Source organism: Lentilitoribacter sp. Alg239-R112, from assembly GCF_900537175.1.
In the GTDB taxonomy this organism is placed as follows: Bacteria; Pseudomonadota; Alphaproteobacteria; order Rhizobiales; family Rhizobiaceae; genus Lentilitoribacter.
The window spans coordinates 362978-380000 of the sequence record NZ_LS999835.1 but is presented as its reverse complement, the minus strand read 5'-3'; the positions used below and the strand labels follow the sequence as shown (position 1 = coordinate 380000).

Here is a 17023-nt window from a genome sequence, read left to right as displayed (position 1 = left end):
ATAAAGATGCTATCTCGAACCGATAGAGCAGATGGAATGGGTGATGAACCGCCCATCTTAGCTGGAGGCACCCGCGCTCCGGATAGAAGAGAGGTTTCTTTAAGGTGGCTATCGGGCACCTTTATGACAGGCATTACGTCTATTTCATTGATGGGCATTGCACTGTTTGTTGCGCTTGAGGGTAAAGAACAACTAACGTCTCCTGCTGTAGCTTTAAATGCCACAGACCCGTTGCTTGTTATTGCATCCTTGGCAAAAGGTGAAAAACAACACCGTATCCGTTCCAGCATCATAACAAATCGAGAGCCGGACAAACTCGTTATGGATGTTCCGACCCTTATTAATGAAGGTGATCAACAGATCGTACGGACGCGCCCTTTTGTGCATGTCTCCATGCCATTGGCTTCAAACTATCAGGATGTGGAAGAATATCCAAAGTTTAATCCGTTACAAATATTCTCAACAACGAAACCTGAACTTAACGCCTCATTTGATTCTGGCGCAATTTACGGCGCGAAAGTTGATTCTGAAATCGCACTTAAAACATATGATTATCCATATGGTGATGACAGCCTCAGATATGCTGCAAGAATGAACCTTGATGAAGCAGAAGAAACTGTTCGAACCAATGGGTCAATATTGATTGGACAGGATAGCCAGATTGCGGCGCTCCATTATGTTGACCCTCGCCGCTTTGGAAATGCACAAACTGCTATCTTTGATTTCACAGCAAACATTCAAAACAATGCACGTGTTGTTGCTGAAAATATATCTGTAGCCAGTTACGCGCCTAAGAACACTAAAGAGATAGAGTTTTTTGAGGATGTTCAAACAATACGAACAGCGGCCAGTCTGAGTGACATATTAACTGAAACCGGACACCAAGAGAGCCAAATCACAAAATACGTTGATATTCTTTCCCAGGAAATCGATGTCGAAAATTTGAATGCAGGTACGTCTATTCGCCTTGGCATTGAGCAAGATGAATTATTTACGGAGATTGTTCGGATCTCAATCTATGAAAAAAACAATCATATTATTACTGCCGCACTCAATGACAAGGGTCGATACGTGATAGCAGATGAGCCAATTTATTCTCCAAATCTGGCCGCACTTCTAGAAGACACACCAAACCAAGTTCCACAGGTAACGGATTTACCAACGACCTATGATGCTATTTATAGGGCTGGCCTTTACTACGGTATGACGCAGGATATGATCAAACAGCTTGTTCAATTGATGGCAGCAAATGTCGATTTCAGAGCCAAAATTAGACCAACCGATAAATTGGAAGCCTTTTTCTCAGTAGAAGATGAAAGCTCCAATGCCAATAAAGATTCAGATCTCTTGTACATCTCAGCCAATTTTGGTGACACCACTTTAAGTTTCTACAAATTTACTCATCCTGACGATGGTACAGTTGACTTTTACAATAAAGATGGCCGCAGCGGGAGACAGTTTTTACTTCGCAACCCGGCTCCAACTGGCATCTTTCGCTCACCCTTTGGTATCCGTCGACATCCTATAACTGGCCGAACCAGAATGCATTCAGGTGTTGATTGGGCTGCTCCACGCGGCACTCCAATTCTAGCGTCAGGTGATGGTGTCGTTCTTGAAGCAGGATGGCATTCCGGCGGTTATGGTCGCCAAACTAAGATAAAACACGCCAATGGTTATGTGTCATCCTACTCGCACCAATCAAAAATCAGCAATGGTGTTGTGCCAGGAGCACGCGTAAAACAAGGTCAAATCATTGGACTTATAGGCTCCACAGGCTTATCCACTGGCCCACATCTACATTATGAACTGATTGTAAATGGAACTAAAGTTGACCCTCTGCGGGTACGGCTGCCTGACAGCAAGGCTTTAAAAGGTGATGTCTTAGCGACATTTCACCAAAATCGCCTAAAAATCAACACGCTGCTAGGTATTGAAGATACAACGACACTCGCCAGTAATTAGATTGCATTACTGATTAAGTTTAAGCTCGCGCTGCAATTTCTTCGTAAGCTTTAAGCTAATTAAACGATGCGATTCTCTAAGGTAATCTTTCAATGCATCATCATCTAGGCCTGGGGCCTCAGAATGTTGAATCCACTTGCCACCACGAGGCGCAAGATAAGGCGCAGGTCGAAGACCCGGTTGCTCCTTTAATATATCAAAAGCAAGGTCCGAAGTTTTAAATGTAATTCGCGGCCAATTGGGATCATCATGCCATCCGCCAATTGCAAAAACTTTACCGCCAACTTTCCAAACATGAGATCCACCCCACTGATTGACATAAGTCGTTGCAGGTAGCGAGCCACAAAACTCATCAAACTCATCGTACGTCATTCCGCTCCCCCACAATTTCAGCAAAATGGGCAGGTCAAAGCCTGCCCAAATCTATCTTGCAAACTTACATTCAAATATTTAAGCCGCATCCTTCTGGTTGTCTTTTACATAAAAATTCAACCGATCTGATCCGTTGTTCACCACAATATTTGCACCATCACTTATATTGCCAGCAAGGATTTTCTCCGCCAAAGGATCTTGCAAGTATTTTTGAATAACCCGTTTAAGCGGTCTTGCACCAAATGCAGGGTCATATCCCTTATTCGCCAACCATTCCCTCGCATCGTCTTTAAGATCTATGCTGATCTTCCGCTCTGCGAGCAATTTGAGTAAACGTTGCATCTGAATATCAACAATTGCGCCCATCTCACTACGTCGCAATCGATGAAAAAGAATCGTTTCATCCAACCTATTCAAAAACTCAGGCCGGAACGACGCCCGAACAACGGACATGACATCCTCACGTGCATCTTCTGCATCTTGATCTTCCGACAGATTGACGAGGAATTCAGCACCCATATTAGAGGTCATGATAATGAGAACATTTCGAAAATCTACAGTTCGTCCCTGCCCGTCTGTCAATCGACCATCATCAAGCACCTGCAGTAAAACATTAAAAACATCGCTATGCGCTTTCTCAATTTCATCAAACAAAACAACTTGATATGGACGACGACGAACCGCTTCTGTCAAAGCTCCACCTTCATCGTAACCGACGTACCCCGGAGGTGCACCAATAAGGCGCGCAACGGAGTGTTTCTCCATATATTCCGACATATCAAGGCGAACCATAGCTGTTTCATCATCAAACAAAAACTCAGCAAGCGCCTTGGTCAGCTCAGTTTTACCAACACCGGTTGGTCCAAGAAACATAAATGAACCAATTGGACGATTTGGATCTTGCAACCCAGCCCTTGCACGACGAACGGCTCGCGAAACAGCCTGAACAGCTTCGCCTTGACCAATAACGCGTTTGGCAATTTCATCTTCCATACGAAGAAGCTTATCTCGTTCACCTTCCAACATCTTATCAACGGGAACACCCGTCCAACGCGATACAATATGAGCAATATGGTCTGGTGTAACAACCTCTTCAACCATGCTTGCGCCAGCTTGATTCTCACGGTTCTCAGATTCTAAAAGCTGCTTCTCAAGCGCCGGAATTTCACCATAGGTCAATTCCCCAGCTTTTTGAAACTCGCCATTTCTCTGCGCAATTTCCAGCTGATTTCGAGCCTGTTCGAGTTTCTGCTTTATATCCGCTGCAAGACCAAGTTTTTGTTTCTCAGCTTGCCATTTTGCAGTTAAGCCAGTTGATTGTTCTTCAATGTCAGACAACTCCGCCTCTAGATCGACAAGTCGATCCTTCGTTGCTTTATCATCTTCTTTTTTTAAAGCTTCACGCTCAATCTTAAGTTGGATAATTTTGCGATCCAACTCATCAAGCTCCTCTGGCTTGGAATCCACCTGCATACGCAACCGCGCTGCCGCTTCATCAATAAGATCAATTGCTTTGTCCGGCAAAAACCGATCGGTAATATAGCGATTGGATAAAGTCGCAGCGGCAACAAGGGACCTGTCGCTCAAGCGAACTTTGTGATGCTGCTCATATTTCTCCTTTAGCCCACGCAAAATAGAAACCGTGTCTTCGACATTCGGCTCATTAATCAAGACTTGCTGGAACCGCCGCGCGAGCGCTGCATCTTTTTCAACATGTTTACGATATTCATCGAGCGTTGTTGCACCGACACAATGTAATTCACCACGAGCCAAGGCAGGCTTCAAAAGATTGGACGCATCCATTGCACCTTCCGATTTTCCAGCGCCGACAAGTGTATGCATTTCGTCAATGAATAGAATGATCTCACCACTTTCAGCCTGCACTTCATTCAGCACAGCCTTCAAACGCTCTTCAAATTCACCACGATATTTCGCGCCCGCAATAAGAGAACCCATATCAAGTGCCATTAATTTTTTATCTTTCAAAGATTCTGGCACATCACCATTGATGATACGTAAAGCAAGACCTTCCGCGATCGCTGTTTTCCCGACACCAGGTTCACCGATAAGAACAGGATTGTTTTTTGTGCGGCGTGATAAAACCTGAATGGCACGCCTGATTTCATCATCTCGTCCAATAACCGGATCAAGACGTCCTTCACGCGCATCTTCTGTAAGATCACGCGCATATTTCTTAAGTGCATCAAAACCTTGTTCGGCATTAGCACTATCAGCGGTTCTGCCTTTTCGAATTGAATTTATAGTCTGATTAAGGTTTTGCGCTGTTAATCCTGCGTTGCTCAGAATTTTACCAACATTGGTGGATTTATCGGTTACCATAGCTAGCAATAAACGCTCAACCGTTACAAAACTATCACTAGCTTTGTCTGCTAACTTCTCAGCTGTTGTGAATAGTTTCGCCAATTCAGGTGCGAGATATATCTGTCCACTACCACCAGTTACTTTAGGTAACTTACCAAGTGCAACTTGTGTAGCCAGACCTGCATCTTTTGCACTCCCGCCAGATCGTTCGATCAGCGACGAAGCCATGCCTTGCTCATCATCAAGCAAAACTTTCAACAAATGTTCTGGTGTAAATTGTTGATGATTTTCACCAAGGGCATAACCCTGCGCTGATTGAATAAAGCCGCGCACGCGTTCTGAATATTTTTCCAAATTCATATCTAACTCCATATCACGATCCGCCCAATGTGGCGCGGAAACAATGCTTCGGAAAAGGCTCCCATTAAGTGGCAAGCCGTCTACAGAATTTATATGGGTATTCGGTGACGTAATGAAAAGGTTTAAAGCTGACCAAATTTAAGATGTACTGAAATTAAATCTTTACTCAGCGCAAAATTATTCCGCAGGCGTTGTCTCCTCAACAGGCTTAACTGCCTCAACAGGAGCTTCAGATTTTTCAGATACTGGAGCTTCAGGAGTTGAAACTTCAGGTGCGGGAATTGGAGTTGCAGGAGCGGCTTGTGTTGGAGCTGCAGATGTTGTTGCAGTCGGAGTTACATCACCAGTCGCATCGGTTGGAGCCGCCTCTTGAACACGTGGTCGACGAGGGCGAGAATTATTTCTACGACGTGGCTGCGGTTTACGATTAGCGCGATCATCATCGCCCGATCCATCAGCCTTATCCCCTTGTGTGGCATCTTGCGCTTCTACTGCTTGTTTTGCATCAGTATTAGCTTCATTCTCAGCATCACGTTCTTGTTGTTGCTGTTGCTGCTGCTCCCGTGCAGCTTCATCGCGTTGTTGACGTTCCTGCATTTGTGCCTGACCAACGGCAATAATCCGATTATAATGCTCGGCGTGCTGGAGATAATTCTCGGCCATAACCCTATCGCCAGAGCTTTGAGCATCTCTTGCAAGGGTCATATATTTTTCGGCTACATGCTGGGCAGTACCACGAACTTTTACATCCGGTCCTGTGCTATCATAAGAACGGGAGAGCGGATTAGAGTTCTTACGATTATTATTGTTATTATTACGCCCACGTCCGCGCTTATTCTGTTGTCCAGTTCTCATAAAAAACTCACCTAAATTTTTGGTTGTGATGCCCAATGTTCATTGCCAGATTGCAGAACAAATGATGTTGCCCAAATATCATGATTATATGAAGCAAAGCTTATACATTGTAATTATATCAAATACTTTCACTGGCAATGCCCGCAAATCTTAACCCTAAAAGATTTCTTTGAAAGAGCGGTAAAAGCTTCATTACAGCTTATTGGCTTTAGCGCCACCACTACCATTTTCAAGAAGACTTTAGACAGGTTTTGATGCAATTCCAAGTCTTTTCTTACCATAATTCATTTTTTTACGCACAAGTAACAAAAAGTCTCATTTTCCGCAGCTTCCAAACAATAAAACACGATCTCTGCCACCTAAATCCTTGTATTCTCCAGTTAACACAAGGTCTTGATCCAAAAACAGCCTCTTAACCGAATCATTTTGATCAAAACCAATCTCAAGCCCTATAGTTCCGCCAGCTTTCAAATAACCAACACTTTGTTCTGCCAGCAAGCGATATGCATCCAATCCATCATCCCCCCCATGAAGTGCCAGATGCGGGTCATGCTCTCCAACTTCGATCGATAATTCACCCATTGCTTTGACCGAAATATACGGTGGATTCGATACAACAATATCAAACATACCATCCACGTTTGAAAACCAATTGCTTCTTAGGGCTGTGAACCTATCGGCGAGTCCAAGCTGCTTGGAGTTCTGGCGAGCAGTCTTTAGTGCGTCATCTGAAACATCAACACCAACTGCCGTCGCACCTTCACAATTGTGTAAAATTGAAAGAGCAATAGCACCGGTCCCTGTTCCCAAGTCAAGAATAGAGCACGAGCCTCTTTCCTCGATAATCTTTTGAGAAATGGGTAGAATTGCATCAACTAAAGTTTCTGTATCGGAACGAGGTTCCAATGTTTCTTCGGATAACTCAAACTTTAGGCCGTAAAATTCACGCCATCCCAATATGCGATAAACTGGTTTACCTGAAAGACGCTCTCGAATTGCCTTATTAATGAGGACAACTTGCTCATCTTTCAAAATCAGATCGGCTCTGATTGCAATATCTAAAGTGGAAAACTCCAGTAAGCCGGTTAACAAAGCTTTAGCTTCAAACCCGGCATCTTCAATGCCAGAGGCATCAAATGCCATCCGCATTTTCAACAAAGCGTCTGATAGTGACAGTGCCATTTACTTAGTGAGTCTGTTGGCCAAGAGCGGCCAATTGTGTAGCTTGATGATCGGCGACCAGTGCGTCAATCATCTCATCAATCTCACCGACGAGCATTTTATCCAATTTATAAAGCGTTAGATTTATCCTGTGGTCTGTTACACGACCTTGCGGGAAATTATATGTACGAATACGCTCCGAGCGGTCACCCGAACCAACTTGGCTTTTGCGATCTGCTGAACGTTCATCATCTACTTTTTGACGTTCCATATCATAAAGACGCGCTTTTAATACCTGCATAGCTCGCGCTCTGTTCTGATGTTGCGACTTCTCAGATGAAGTAACAACAATACCGCTAGGCATATGCGTTATACGAACAGCCGAATCGGTTGTATTCACGTGCTGACCACCAGCGCCTGACGCACGCATCGTATCAATGCGAATGTCCTCATTGCGAACTTCAATATCAACATCTTCAGCTTCCGGCAAAACAGCCACTGTTGCGGCCGATGTATGAATTCGACCACCAGATTCAGTTTCGGGCACACGCTGTACCCGGTGAACGCCGGACTCAAATTTCAAGCGGGCAAAAGCACCCCGTCCAGAAATTGTTGCAGAAATTTCTTTAAAGCCGCCAACATCTCCATCACTGGATGATATCACTTCAACTTTCCAGCCTTGCGAAGATGCATAACGCTCATACATACGGAACAAGTCACCGGCAAAAAGCGCAGCTTCAGAGCCGCCTGTTCCACCCCTAATTTCCAAAATAACGTTTTTGCTATCAGCAGCATCCTTCGGCAGAAGAATAATTTGCATCTCTTCACCAAGTGCATCGATCTTCTCTTTTAGTTCTGGCAGTTCCATTTCTGCCATTTCACGCATCTCTGCATCAATGGTTTTATCACCTAGCATCTCAGCAAGGCCGTCAATCTCACTCAAATATCCATTATATTCTCGAATGGCCTTCACGACAGGTTCAAGTTCAGAGTACTCAGATGCCAATTTAACATATGTATCGGAATCTGGACCTGTTGCCATGCGAGCTTCGATCTCGCCAAAGCGACGTTCGAGTTCCTGCATTTTCTGAATTGGTAAAGTTGCCATTAATTTTTCGCTTCGAGTTATTTGCGATTTACTTATAAAGAAATATTATTCTCATTTGCAAAATTTATGAGAAATTCTTTGGTTGAGTGACCTGATTTTGTATCCCGCAATGATCTCAGTAACTCGGTTTGCAACTTTCCTATATCCAAAGATAATAACATGGCTTTAACCGGTCCGATTGCAGCAGGTGACATGGAAATCGAACGAAAACCAAGACCTAAAAGAGCCATAGCAGTCAAAGGATTGCCGGCCAATTCTCCACACAAGGTCAAAGGTGTGTTTGTTTCACTTGCTTTCTCAACAATTGTCCGCAAAACACGTAGGAAGGGTGCATCAAGCGGGCTAAATCTATCTGAAACGCGAGCATTACCTCGATCCGTCGCTGTTATAAATTGAAACAGGTCGTTTGAGCCAACTGAAATAAAATCAACTGCAGCCATTAATTCATCCAATTGCCAAAGCAGACTTGGTACTTCAAGCATTGCTCCAAAGCTTATTTTACTTGGCATTTTATAACCGTGGCCCGACAAAAACTCAACTTCATGATCAATGAGTTTGCGCGTTTTCTCAAGCTCGGAAACCTCTGTCACCATCGGGATCATGATACGCAGTTCAGTACCACTACTGGCGCGCAAAAGTGCTCGAATTTGAGTTTTTAAAAGACCGGGTCGATCCAATGAAAAGCGAATAGCTCGCCAACCTAAGGCCGGGTTTTCTTCTTCAGCTGACCGTAAATAAGGGACGACTTTATCACCACCAATATCAACAATTCGAAATGTAACCGGCAAGTTCCCAGCCTGCGAAAGAACCTGACGATAAAATGTCTCTTGCTCTTTTGCCTTTGGCATTTTTGACGAGATCATGAACTGCAACTCGGTACGAAAAAGACCAATTCCAGCAGCACCAGAAGCCCGCAGTTGCGGCAAATCTACGACAAGACCAGCATTCATCAATAAATTGCAGGCAACACCATCTTTACTGATCGGTTCTACATCTCGCAGTGCAGAAAATTCTTCCTGCCGCTTTGCTTGAAAACGAACTTTATCAGCGTAAGCATCTTGCAAATCTGTCGCAGGGCGGAGGTGAACAATATTGTCATCGCCATCAATGACAATCGAGTCGCCATTTTCTGCTAGTGATGCAATTCCAGTGGCCTGAGAAACAACAGGTACACCAATTGCTTTTGCGACAATAACAACATGGCTGGTAACCGCTCCCTCTTCAAGAACCAACCCTCTAATACACTCGCGAGGATAGTCCAACAGCTCTGCTGCACCCATGTTACGAGCAACAATAATAGCAGCTTCAGGCAAGCCAGTAGCAATTGCACTTGGTGTAAAACCTGTTAGTTGACGTAACAATCTATTTGCTAAATCATCAAAATCAGACAGGCGCTCACGTAGATAAGGATCAGATAAATTGATCATGCGCCCGCGCGTATCACTTTGAACTTTCTCAACAGCGGCTTCTGCCGTTAAACCATTACGAACCGCTTCTTGCATTTTCCGCCGCCATCCGCGGTCATTAGCAAACATGCGATAAGCCTCAAGTACTTCACGATGCTCGCCTTCCAGTGGCACATCGCGCCGCGAAAGCATATCATCAATAGAGACGCGTAAGGATTTAACCGCAATATTAAGTCTGTCTAATTCGGCATCAATATCTTCTGCCAATAAATCGGTTACAACAACACGCGGTTCATGAAGAACCACATAGCCAAGTCCTACACCGCCGCCATAACCATCCGCATCAATCGAAATTGGACGTGTCATGTCTAGTTCTAGACCAGGACGCGTCACTTTCTTCAATTCACCCGTTGCGATCATTTCTGCAAGAACCATGGAGGTTGTTTCCATAGCTTCAACATCATCTTCAGCGTAAATACGCTCTTTTTTGCTTTGAACAACCAAAACACCTAATGAACGACCCGCACGCAGGATCGGAACACCCAGGAAAGAGTGATATTTTTCCTCGCCCGTTTCCGGCAAAAATCGAAACGCTGGATGCGATTGTGCATCAGACAAATTAAGTGGATCAGCGGTCGCAGCAATGGAACCGACCAGACCTTGTCCCATTTTCAGCTGTGCTTGGTGGACGGCACCTTTTTTCAAACCATGAGTGGCATAAAGTTCAAGCACACCATCAGCACGCAAGACATAAAATGAACAAACCTCAGACACCATGCTGGTTGCAATTTGTGCAACAACACGATCAAGCCGCTCTTGCGGCTCAAGTACTTCTGCCATGAGTTCTCGAAGCCTTTTAAGCATTGTGCGTGGCCCCAAAGGCTGACTAATCAATGAAAACAATCCTCATGAAATATAGTCTCGTTTCGTATATAAAGCGCAAATTCTACATTCAATCTAATTTATAAGCCGCATGTAATGCCCGTACTGCTAGTTCGGCATATTCACTATCAATCAAAATTGAAATTTTGATCTCAGACGTTGTGATGGCCTTAATATTTATGCCTTTTTCGGCCATTGTATTAAATGCTGTTGCAGCCACACCTGTATGGCTACGCATACCAATACCAATAACAGACACTTTAACAAGGTTAGTTTCGCTTTGAACAACATCAAATCCGATATCATCCTTCTTAGCTTCAAGCACGTTGACGGCCTTCTCGACATCACCAGAAGGTAATGTGAAGGTCATATCTGTGTGCTTACCATCTTCTGAAATGTTCTGCACAATCATATCTACATTGATGTGCTCATCAGCAAGCGGTCCAAAAATCGCAGCAGATACGCCAGGTTTATCAGACAGACGTCTCAATGAAATTTGAGCTTCATCTTTGGCATACGCGATACCAGTTACTACTTCCTGTTCCAAAATTTCATCCTCATCGCAAATTAGGGTTCCTGGTGGGTTGTCAAAATCCCCCATCCCAGGAGCGTCGGGGTCTTCAAAACTTGAACGCACAAAGGTTCTAACTTTATGAACCATTGCAAGCTCAACAGAACGAACTTGCAGTACTTTTGCACCCAGAGACGCCATTTCCAACATTTCTTCAAACGCTACTTTTTCAAGACGTTTTGCCTTCGGTTCGATACGTGGATCTGTTGTATAAACACCGTCAACATCTGTATAAATATCGCAGCGATCGGCCTTGACCGCGGCTGCAATTGCCACTGCACTTGTATCGGAACCACCTCGCCCGAGCGTCGCTACACGATTGTCAGGTCCAATTCCTTGGAAGCCTGCAACAACGGCAACTTGTCCTTCACCAAAACGGCGAACCAGATCACTACCATCAATATCTTCAATCCGCGCTGCGCCATGGGTACCACTAGTACGTATAGGAATTTGCCATCCCTGCCAGGATCGCGCATTCACCCCCATAGATTGCAACGTAATTGCTAACAGGCCTGAAGTAACCTGCTCGCCAGATGATACAACGATATCATACTCACGCGCATCATGCATGGGCGATGCTTCACGGGTCCATCCAACAAGCTCGTTTGTTTTACCTGACATTGCGGAAACAACAACGGCAACTTCATGACCGTTATCTACTTCACGCTTTACATGGCGAGCCACATTTCTGATCCGGTCTAAATCGGCAACAGACGTTCCACCAAATTTCATTACTATTCGCGCCATAGAATGCGTTGTCCTGTCGCAATTAACCTAAAAAACCATCTTCGTCCGGCATCGCCAGCCCGATATGAACACCAACCATTTGGGACAAAGTGGGTGTGTCTTATCTAAAAAACTCCCAAACTGCAACTGTGAGACCACAGTAGTTTGCCAAATTTAAACTCAATTAACTTTGGCTGTTTGACTCTACAATTTAATTAGCATAAAAGTTAATTAATTATTATGCTAATTAATGTCAGGAACCATGTAATGAAACATCAAATTGTTACACGTAACGAATGGTTAGAAGCTCGCAAAGCTTTGCTCCTCCAAGAGAAGGATTTCAGCAAGCAAAGAGACAAATTAAGTGCCGCACGACGAGAATTGCCGTGGGTCGCTATTGAAGATGAATATATATTCGATACCAATGAGGGAGTTAAAACCCTAAATGAACTTTTCGGAAAACATAGCCAGTTAATCATTTATCATTTCATGATCGGTGATGACTGGAAGGAGGGGTGTAAAAGTTGTTCATTTTGGGCAGATAACTTCAACGGTATAGATGTTCACCTTGCCCATAGAGACATCAGTTTTCTTGCAATTTCTCGCGCAAGCCTCTCTAAGATAAACTCTTTTAAGTCACGTATGGGTTGGGACTTCAACTGGGTTTCATCGGCTCCTTCCAACTTTAATAGAGACTTTAATGTTTCCTTTGACCCCGAAGATATAAAATCCGGCAACGCGACTTATAATTATAGGCCTATGACATCTGAGATGGATGAGTTAGTTGGTGTAAGCGTACTTACAAAGAACTCAAACCGGGATATTTTTCACACCTATTCTACATTCGGTCGTGGTCTTGATCTTCTAAATGGTGCTTATAATTATATAGACCTAACACCAAAAGGGAGAAACGAGCGGGATCTATCTTATAGTATGGAATGGCTGCGGCATCATGACCGATATGAAGATTAACGGCAAAGATCATACTATTTCTCTTTGACTTGTCTTCTTAACTTCTGTTTCATACGAGACACCAAACGTATCAAACAAGGCCAAATTAAATGGAAAGCGCGCAAAAAACAACGATTGATGCAGTGGAAGTTGAGCGCTTCTCAAAAATGGCAGCCGAATGGTGGAACCCAACGGGGAAATTTCGCCCGCTACATAAGTTCAATCCTGTTCGTCTGAGTTACATTCGCAACAGAGCATCTACGCACTTTGAACGAGAAGGTCAAAATAGCCGACCATTTGAAGGGTTACGTCTCCTTGACATCGGGTGCGGTGGTGGCTTGCTTTGCGAACCCATGGCCCGGTTGGGAGCAAAAGTAACAGGCGCAGATGCATCTGAAATAAACATCGAAATCGCCAAAATTCACGCTGAACAAAGCGGCCTTGAAATCGATTATCGCGCAGATACGTCAGAGAAACTGGCAGCCAATGGCGAAAAGTTTGATATCATTCTAAACATGGAAGTTGTTGAACACGTCGCCAATGTTGATCTTTTCCTAACCTCGTGCGCAGACATGCTCAAACCTGGTGGACTTATGTTTGTTGCAACGATAAACAGAACGATGAAAGCCAAGGCGCTCGCCATCTTTGGCGCAGAATATGTCTTGCGTTGGCTACCTCGCGGCACACACCAATACGAAAAACTAGTGCGGCCAGAAGAAATTTCATCCCCTCTAACATCAAGCGGCTTATCATTTGTTGACCAATCCGGTGTTTTCTATAGCCCTTTGCAAGATCGCTGGAACTTAAGCCCTGATATGAATGTTAATTACATGATGGTCTTTGAGCGTAAGAAGTAAATCACCTCACGCAAACATTTCATCAAGTTTTTCAAGACAACCAAGCCAGCCCTTGCGGTGCATATCGCGAGTTGCTTCATCACCAATTCGCGCATGCCAAACGACAAGTTCTGTTCCATCATCATGCTCTCTAAATAACACCGTGACCAGGCTTGGCGCATTATCGTTCTCACCAACATACCAATCGTAAACAAGCTTCTCAGGCGGCATAACTTCTTCAAACTTTCCTGAAAACCATAGAATTGAGCCATCTTCAATTTTGTTAGCGATACGGTATTTGCCGCCCACTTGCAGATCAACATGCGCTTCCGGACAATAGACTTTCCCCGGACCCCACCAATTTTTTAGATGTTCGGGCTTCGTCCACGCATCAAACACCACCTCACGCGGTGCTTTGATAATTTTTGTTAAAGTAAGCTCGGCCATCACTATTACTTCTTCTCCACATTATTCAAATTTTCGACATAAGCAGCAAACTGATCAAGGTTTTCTTCCCAAAATGTACGATATTGCTCAATCCACATATCCGCGTCCGCTAGTGGGCCAGATTGCAGTTGGCATGAATGATTTCGCCCATCTATTGAGCGGTCAATAAGCCCTGCTTTTTCCAGAACTATCAAATGTTTTGAAACTGCATTGAGCGACATATCATAGTTTTGGGCAAGCTCGGTTACCATCATTGGTCCATCTTGCATTTGCTTCAATAGCGAGCGGCGCGTGCGATTAGACAATGCATGGAACACAACATCAAGCCGCTCTTCATCTTGGGAAATTTCTTTATTCATTGCTCTTATATATTATTCAACCAACCAGTTGACAATAGAAAATATATAACATAGTCAATATTCAACCATAAAGTTGAATATTGATAGGAAAGAACATGACAATCCAACAAAATGTAGATATCCATGCTACAAAAGAGCAGATCTATGAGATCCTACTCAGCTCAGAAAAATTTAGCGCTATGACGGGTGGAAAAACAGCGAACATTGAAGCAAAATCCGGCGGCGCGCTATCATTGTTTGATGGAATGATTGAAGCTAGAAATATTGAACTGGTACAAAATAAACGTATTGTTCAAGCATGGCGCGTTAAAGACTGGCCCGAAGGACAATACTCACTCATACGCTTCGAACTTGACCAAAACGGCGCCAATACTACAATTCACTTCACACAAACCGGACATCCTGAAGAGGCAGAAGCGCATCTAGATGCCGGTTGGCATAAAATGTATTGGGAACCAATGAACAAAATGGAGAGATAAAGATGAGTGAATTAACAACAGACGTATCTTGGACAGCAGTCGTCGTTGGCGCGATTGCATCGTTTTTATTAGGCTGGCTATGGTATTCGCCGCTGCTTTTCGGACGTAAATGGGCAGAAGGTTTAGGATTAGAGCTTGGCACAGCAAATGATATGCCAGCCGGTGCCATGATTGCTCAAATCATCGGACTATTACTTATGAGCTGGTTCGTTGCGGTAACAGCTGTTTCAGAAGCGCTTTTGACAGTTATTCTGGCAACTCTTGCATTTACCGCGCTTGCCTATTCTGGCGGTATGTTTGCAAAACAAAATACTTATGTAAGAAATGTAAATGCGGGTTATTGGATCGTCAGTCTGATTATCATGATTATCTGCAATGGAATTTTCCGTAAGCTATTGGCATAAATAATTACTCCGCCCTCATGAAATTGGGCGGAGTTTCCAAGAGGTAAGTCAAGTTAGGAAACTGGCCATAAACCAGCCAAGCCCTGCCGATATGCCAAGCATTTTCATAAGACCTATCTTAAACCGAAACAGAAGCAAACCCGAAACAATCAGAAGTATCAACACTCTCCAGTCGATAGATAAAAGCTCTGGTTGCCAGAGTGTGAGAATGCCTGTCGATTTTTGTGTCACATTGCTAAACAAGACATGCAAGCCAAACCAAATCGATAGATTAAGAATCACACCCACAACAGCAGCAGTGATGGCTGATAAAGCACCCTTAAGCTTAGGCTGGGCTGATATTTGTTCGATATAGGGAGCACCGGCAAAAATCCATAGAAAACATGGAACAAATGTAACCCAAAGTGTCAGCACTGCGCCGACAACACCAAACCAAAAACCGCCTTCACGAAACGCAGCTAAAAAACCAACAAACTCCGTAACTAAAATCAATGGCCCCGGAGTGGTCTCAGCCAAACCCAAACCATCCATCATCTCACCAGCGGTTAGCCATCCAAATTGTGTAACAACGTCTTGCGCCATGTAGGCGAGAACGGCATATGCACCGCCAAATGTCACCACCGCAAGCTTTGAAAAGAAACTGGCAATCGAGTTGAATAATTCACAATCAAGGTAATAACCAATAATAATAACCGGAAAAACCCAAATGGAAAGCCAGATGAATATCGTTTTGAACGTATCAAGTATACTGACGTTAACAGCCTTAATATCATCAACATTCTCCGCTTCTTGCGCATGCCCGGTAAAGAAAAACCCATAAATCGCCGCGCAAAATATAATAATAGGAAACGGCGCTGCAAAGAAGAATATACCGACAAATGCAAGTGCAGCTAGAACCCAATGAGCTCGGAGTTTTAATGCCCTTCTCGAAACTTTCAGCAATGCTTCAATAACGATAATCAAGACGGTCGCTTTTACACCCAAAAACAACGCATCAACAAGTTCAACATCACCAAAGTAAGCATAAATCGTAGCAAGAGACAGTATTACAACCGCGCCAGGAAGCACAAACAAAAGCCCGGCAATTAAACCGCCTATGACACCGTGTAACCGCCAGCCAGAATAAGTCGCAAGCTGCATAGCTTCCGGACCAGGCAACAACATACAAAAACTCAATGCATTTAGGAACTGCTGCTCATTCAGCCACTTTTTTTCATCGACAAGCACATTGTGCATGAGTGCAATTTGCGCCGCGGGACCACCAAAAGAAAGAAATCCGATCCGTCCGAAAGTTCTTATCGTTTCATCAAGTCCAGGAATTTTCATTTCATATCATTCTTGAATAACGATTACAGGCTAATTGAATATCATCAGAATATGACAGTTTAATTTTGTTTATCTGGAAGGTCAGGCAAAGAGGTCACATTAATCCCCTCGTCCACTAACTCGCGCACTTCATCTAGAGAAGCCTTGCCATAAATGCCACGACTATCACTCTCACCATAATGCATTTTGCGAGCTTCCTCTGGAAACTGATCGCCAACATTTTCGCTATTTTCTTTAACGTCAGTCACCATTTTCTGAATGGCTTTCATAGCCTCTTTCTGCGCGGTATTCTTCATCATCTGCTGCTTTTTGTCTTTAGACCGAGATGTCGCAACAGCTGGAACCATAAGTGCTTTTTCGACCACAGACGAACCACAGATAGGACAAGATACAAAGCCCGCATCTTTCTGATCATCAAAATCGGTACTCGATGAGAACCAAGCCTCGAAGTCATGATGCTTGTTGCAGATGAGATTGAATTTTATCATATTATTAC

The 17023-nt window shown here is 43.9% G+C and carries 16 protein-coding genes; 5 read left to right on the top strand and 11 right to left on the bottom strand.

Features of this window, described 5'->3' with window-relative positions; translation table 11 throughout:
• Nucleotides 1-6 precede the first annotated feature (6 nt).
• The gene (locus G3W54_RS18715) at nucleotides 7-1962 is read left to right on the top strand and encodes a peptidoglycan DD-metalloendopeptidase family protein (RefSeq protein WP_162654809.1); all 1956 of its coding nucleotides are present in this window, start codon (nucleotides 7-9) and stop codon (nucleotides 1960-1962) included.
• A gap of 6 nt (nucleotides 1963-1968) precedes the next feature.
• On the opposite strand, the gene G3W54_RS18710 is transcribed toward G3W54_RS18715, so the two are convergent.
• The 7 genes from G3W54_RS18710 to G3W54_RS18680 all read right to left on the bottom strand — a co-directional run bounded on the left by G3W54_RS18710 (nucleotide 1969) and on the right by G3W54_RS18680 (nucleotide 11746).
• Complete coding sequence (locus tag G3W54_RS18710) at nucleotides 1969-2334, bottom strand: MmcQ/YjbR family DNA-binding protein (RefSeq protein ID WP_162654808.1); 366 nt, start codon at nucleotides 2332-2334, stop codon at nucleotides 1969-1971.
• Between the two features lie 78 nt (nucleotides 2335-2412).
• Nucleotides 2413-5016, bottom strand: a complete 2604-nt coding sequence (clpB, locus tag G3W54_RS18705; RefSeq protein WP_162654807.1) for an ATP-dependent chaperone ClpB — start codon at nucleotides 5014-5016, stop codon at nucleotides 2413-2415.
• Nucleotides 5017-5193: 177 nt separating this feature from the next.
• Nucleotides 5194-5871, bottom strand: coding sequence for a DUF4167 domain-containing protein (locus G3W54_RS18700; protein ID WP_162654806.1), 678 nt, complete (start codon nucleotides 5869-5871; stop codon nucleotides 5194-5196).
• Between the two features lie 315 nt (nucleotides 5872-6186).
• Nucleotides 6187-7053 carry a peptide chain release factor N(5)-glutamine methyltransferase gene (gene prmC, locus G3W54_RS18695; protein WP_162654805.1) on the bottom strand — a complete coding sequence of 289 codons (867 nt, stop codon included), beginning with the start codon at nucleotides 7051-7053 and terminating at the stop codon, nucleotides 6187-6189.
• Nucleotides 7054-7057: 4 nt separating this feature from the next.
• The gene (prfA, locus tag G3W54_RS18690) at nucleotides 7058-8140 is read right to left on the bottom strand and encodes a peptide chain release factor 1 (protein ID WP_162654804.1); all 1083 of its coding nucleotides are present in this window, start codon (nucleotides 8138-8140) and stop codon (nucleotides 7058-7060) included.
• Between the two features lie 32 nt (nucleotides 8141-8172).
• Complete coding sequence (gene ptsP / locus G3W54_RS18685) at nucleotides 8173-10410, bottom strand: phosphoenolpyruvate--protein phosphotransferase (RefSeq protein ID WP_162654803.1); 2238 nt, start codon at nucleotides 10408-10410, stop codon at nucleotides 8173-8175.
• 88 nt (nucleotides 10411-10498) lie between these two features.
• On the bottom strand, nucleotides 10499-11746 hold the full coding sequence (locus tag G3W54_RS18680) for an aspartate kinase (protein ID WP_162654802.1): 1248 nt from the start codon (nucleotides 11744-11746) through the stop codon (nucleotides 10499-10501).
• A 246-nt stretch (nucleotides 11747-11992) separates the two neighbouring features.
• Here G3W54_RS18680 and G3W54_RS18675 point away from each other — a divergent pair, with 246 nt between their 5' ends.
• A complete protein-coding gene (locus G3W54_RS18675) occupies nucleotides 11993-12697 on the top strand; it encodes a DUF899 domain-containing protein (protein WP_197742904.1) in 705 nt (234 codons plus the stop codon).
• 89 nt (nucleotides 12698-12786) lie between these two features.
• Nucleotides 12787-13533, top strand: a complete 747-nt coding sequence (gene ubiG / locus G3W54_RS18670; RefSeq protein WP_162654801.1) for a bifunctional 2-polyprenyl-6-hydroxyphenol methylase/3-demethylubiquinol 3-O-methyltransferase UbiG — start codon at nucleotides 12787-12789, stop codon at nucleotides 13531-13533.
• Between the two features lie 6 nt (nucleotides 13534-13539).
• Here ubiG and G3W54_RS18665 read toward each other — a convergent pair whose 3' ends face one another.
• Together G3W54_RS18665 and G3W54_RS18660 are read right to left on the bottom strand one after the other, a co-directional pair.
• The gene (locus G3W54_RS18665; protein WP_162654800.1) at nucleotides 13540-13959 is read right to left on the bottom strand and encodes an SRPBCC domain-containing protein; all 420 of its coding nucleotides are present in this window, start codon (nucleotides 13957-13959) and stop codon (nucleotides 13540-13542) included.
• Between the two features lie 5 nt (nucleotides 13960-13964).
• Nucleotides 13965-14318: a metalloregulator ArsR/SmtB family transcription factor gene (locus G3W54_RS18660; protein ID WP_162654799.1), complete on the bottom strand. Its 354-nt coding sequence runs from the start codon at nucleotides 14316-14318 to the stop codon at nucleotides 13965-13967.
• Nucleotides 14319-14413: 95 nt separating this feature from the next.
• Here G3W54_RS18660 and G3W54_RS18655 point away from each other — a divergent pair, with 95 nt between their 5' ends.
• On the top strand, nucleotides 14414-14797 hold the full coding sequence (locus G3W54_RS18655) for an SRPBCC domain-containing protein (protein ID WP_162654798.1): 384 nt from the start codon (nucleotides 14414-14416) through the stop codon (nucleotides 14795-14797).
• A 2-nt stretch (nucleotides 14798-14799) separates the two neighbouring features.
• Nucleotides 14800-15201 (top strand): DUF1761 domain-containing protein, encoded by a 402-nt coding sequence (locus G3W54_RS18650; RefSeq protein ID WP_162654797.1) that lies wholly within the window; start codon nucleotides 14800-14802, stop codon nucleotides 15199-15201.
• Nucleotides 15202-15249: 48 nt separating this feature from the next.
• On the opposite strand, the gene chrA is transcribed toward G3W54_RS18650, so the two are convergent.
• Complete coding sequence (gene chrA, locus G3W54_RS18645; RefSeq protein WP_162654796.1) at nucleotides 15250-16527, bottom strand: chromate efflux transporter; 1278 nt, start codon at nucleotides 16525-16527, stop codon at nucleotides 15250-15252.
• A 59-nt stretch (nucleotides 16528-16586) separates the two neighbouring features.
• A complete protein-coding gene (locus tag G3W54_RS18640; RefSeq protein WP_162654795.1) occupies nucleotides 16587-17015 on the bottom strand; it encodes a DUF1178 family protein in 429 nt (142 codons plus the stop codon).
• Between the last annotated feature and the right edge of the window lie 8 nt (nucleotides 17016-17023).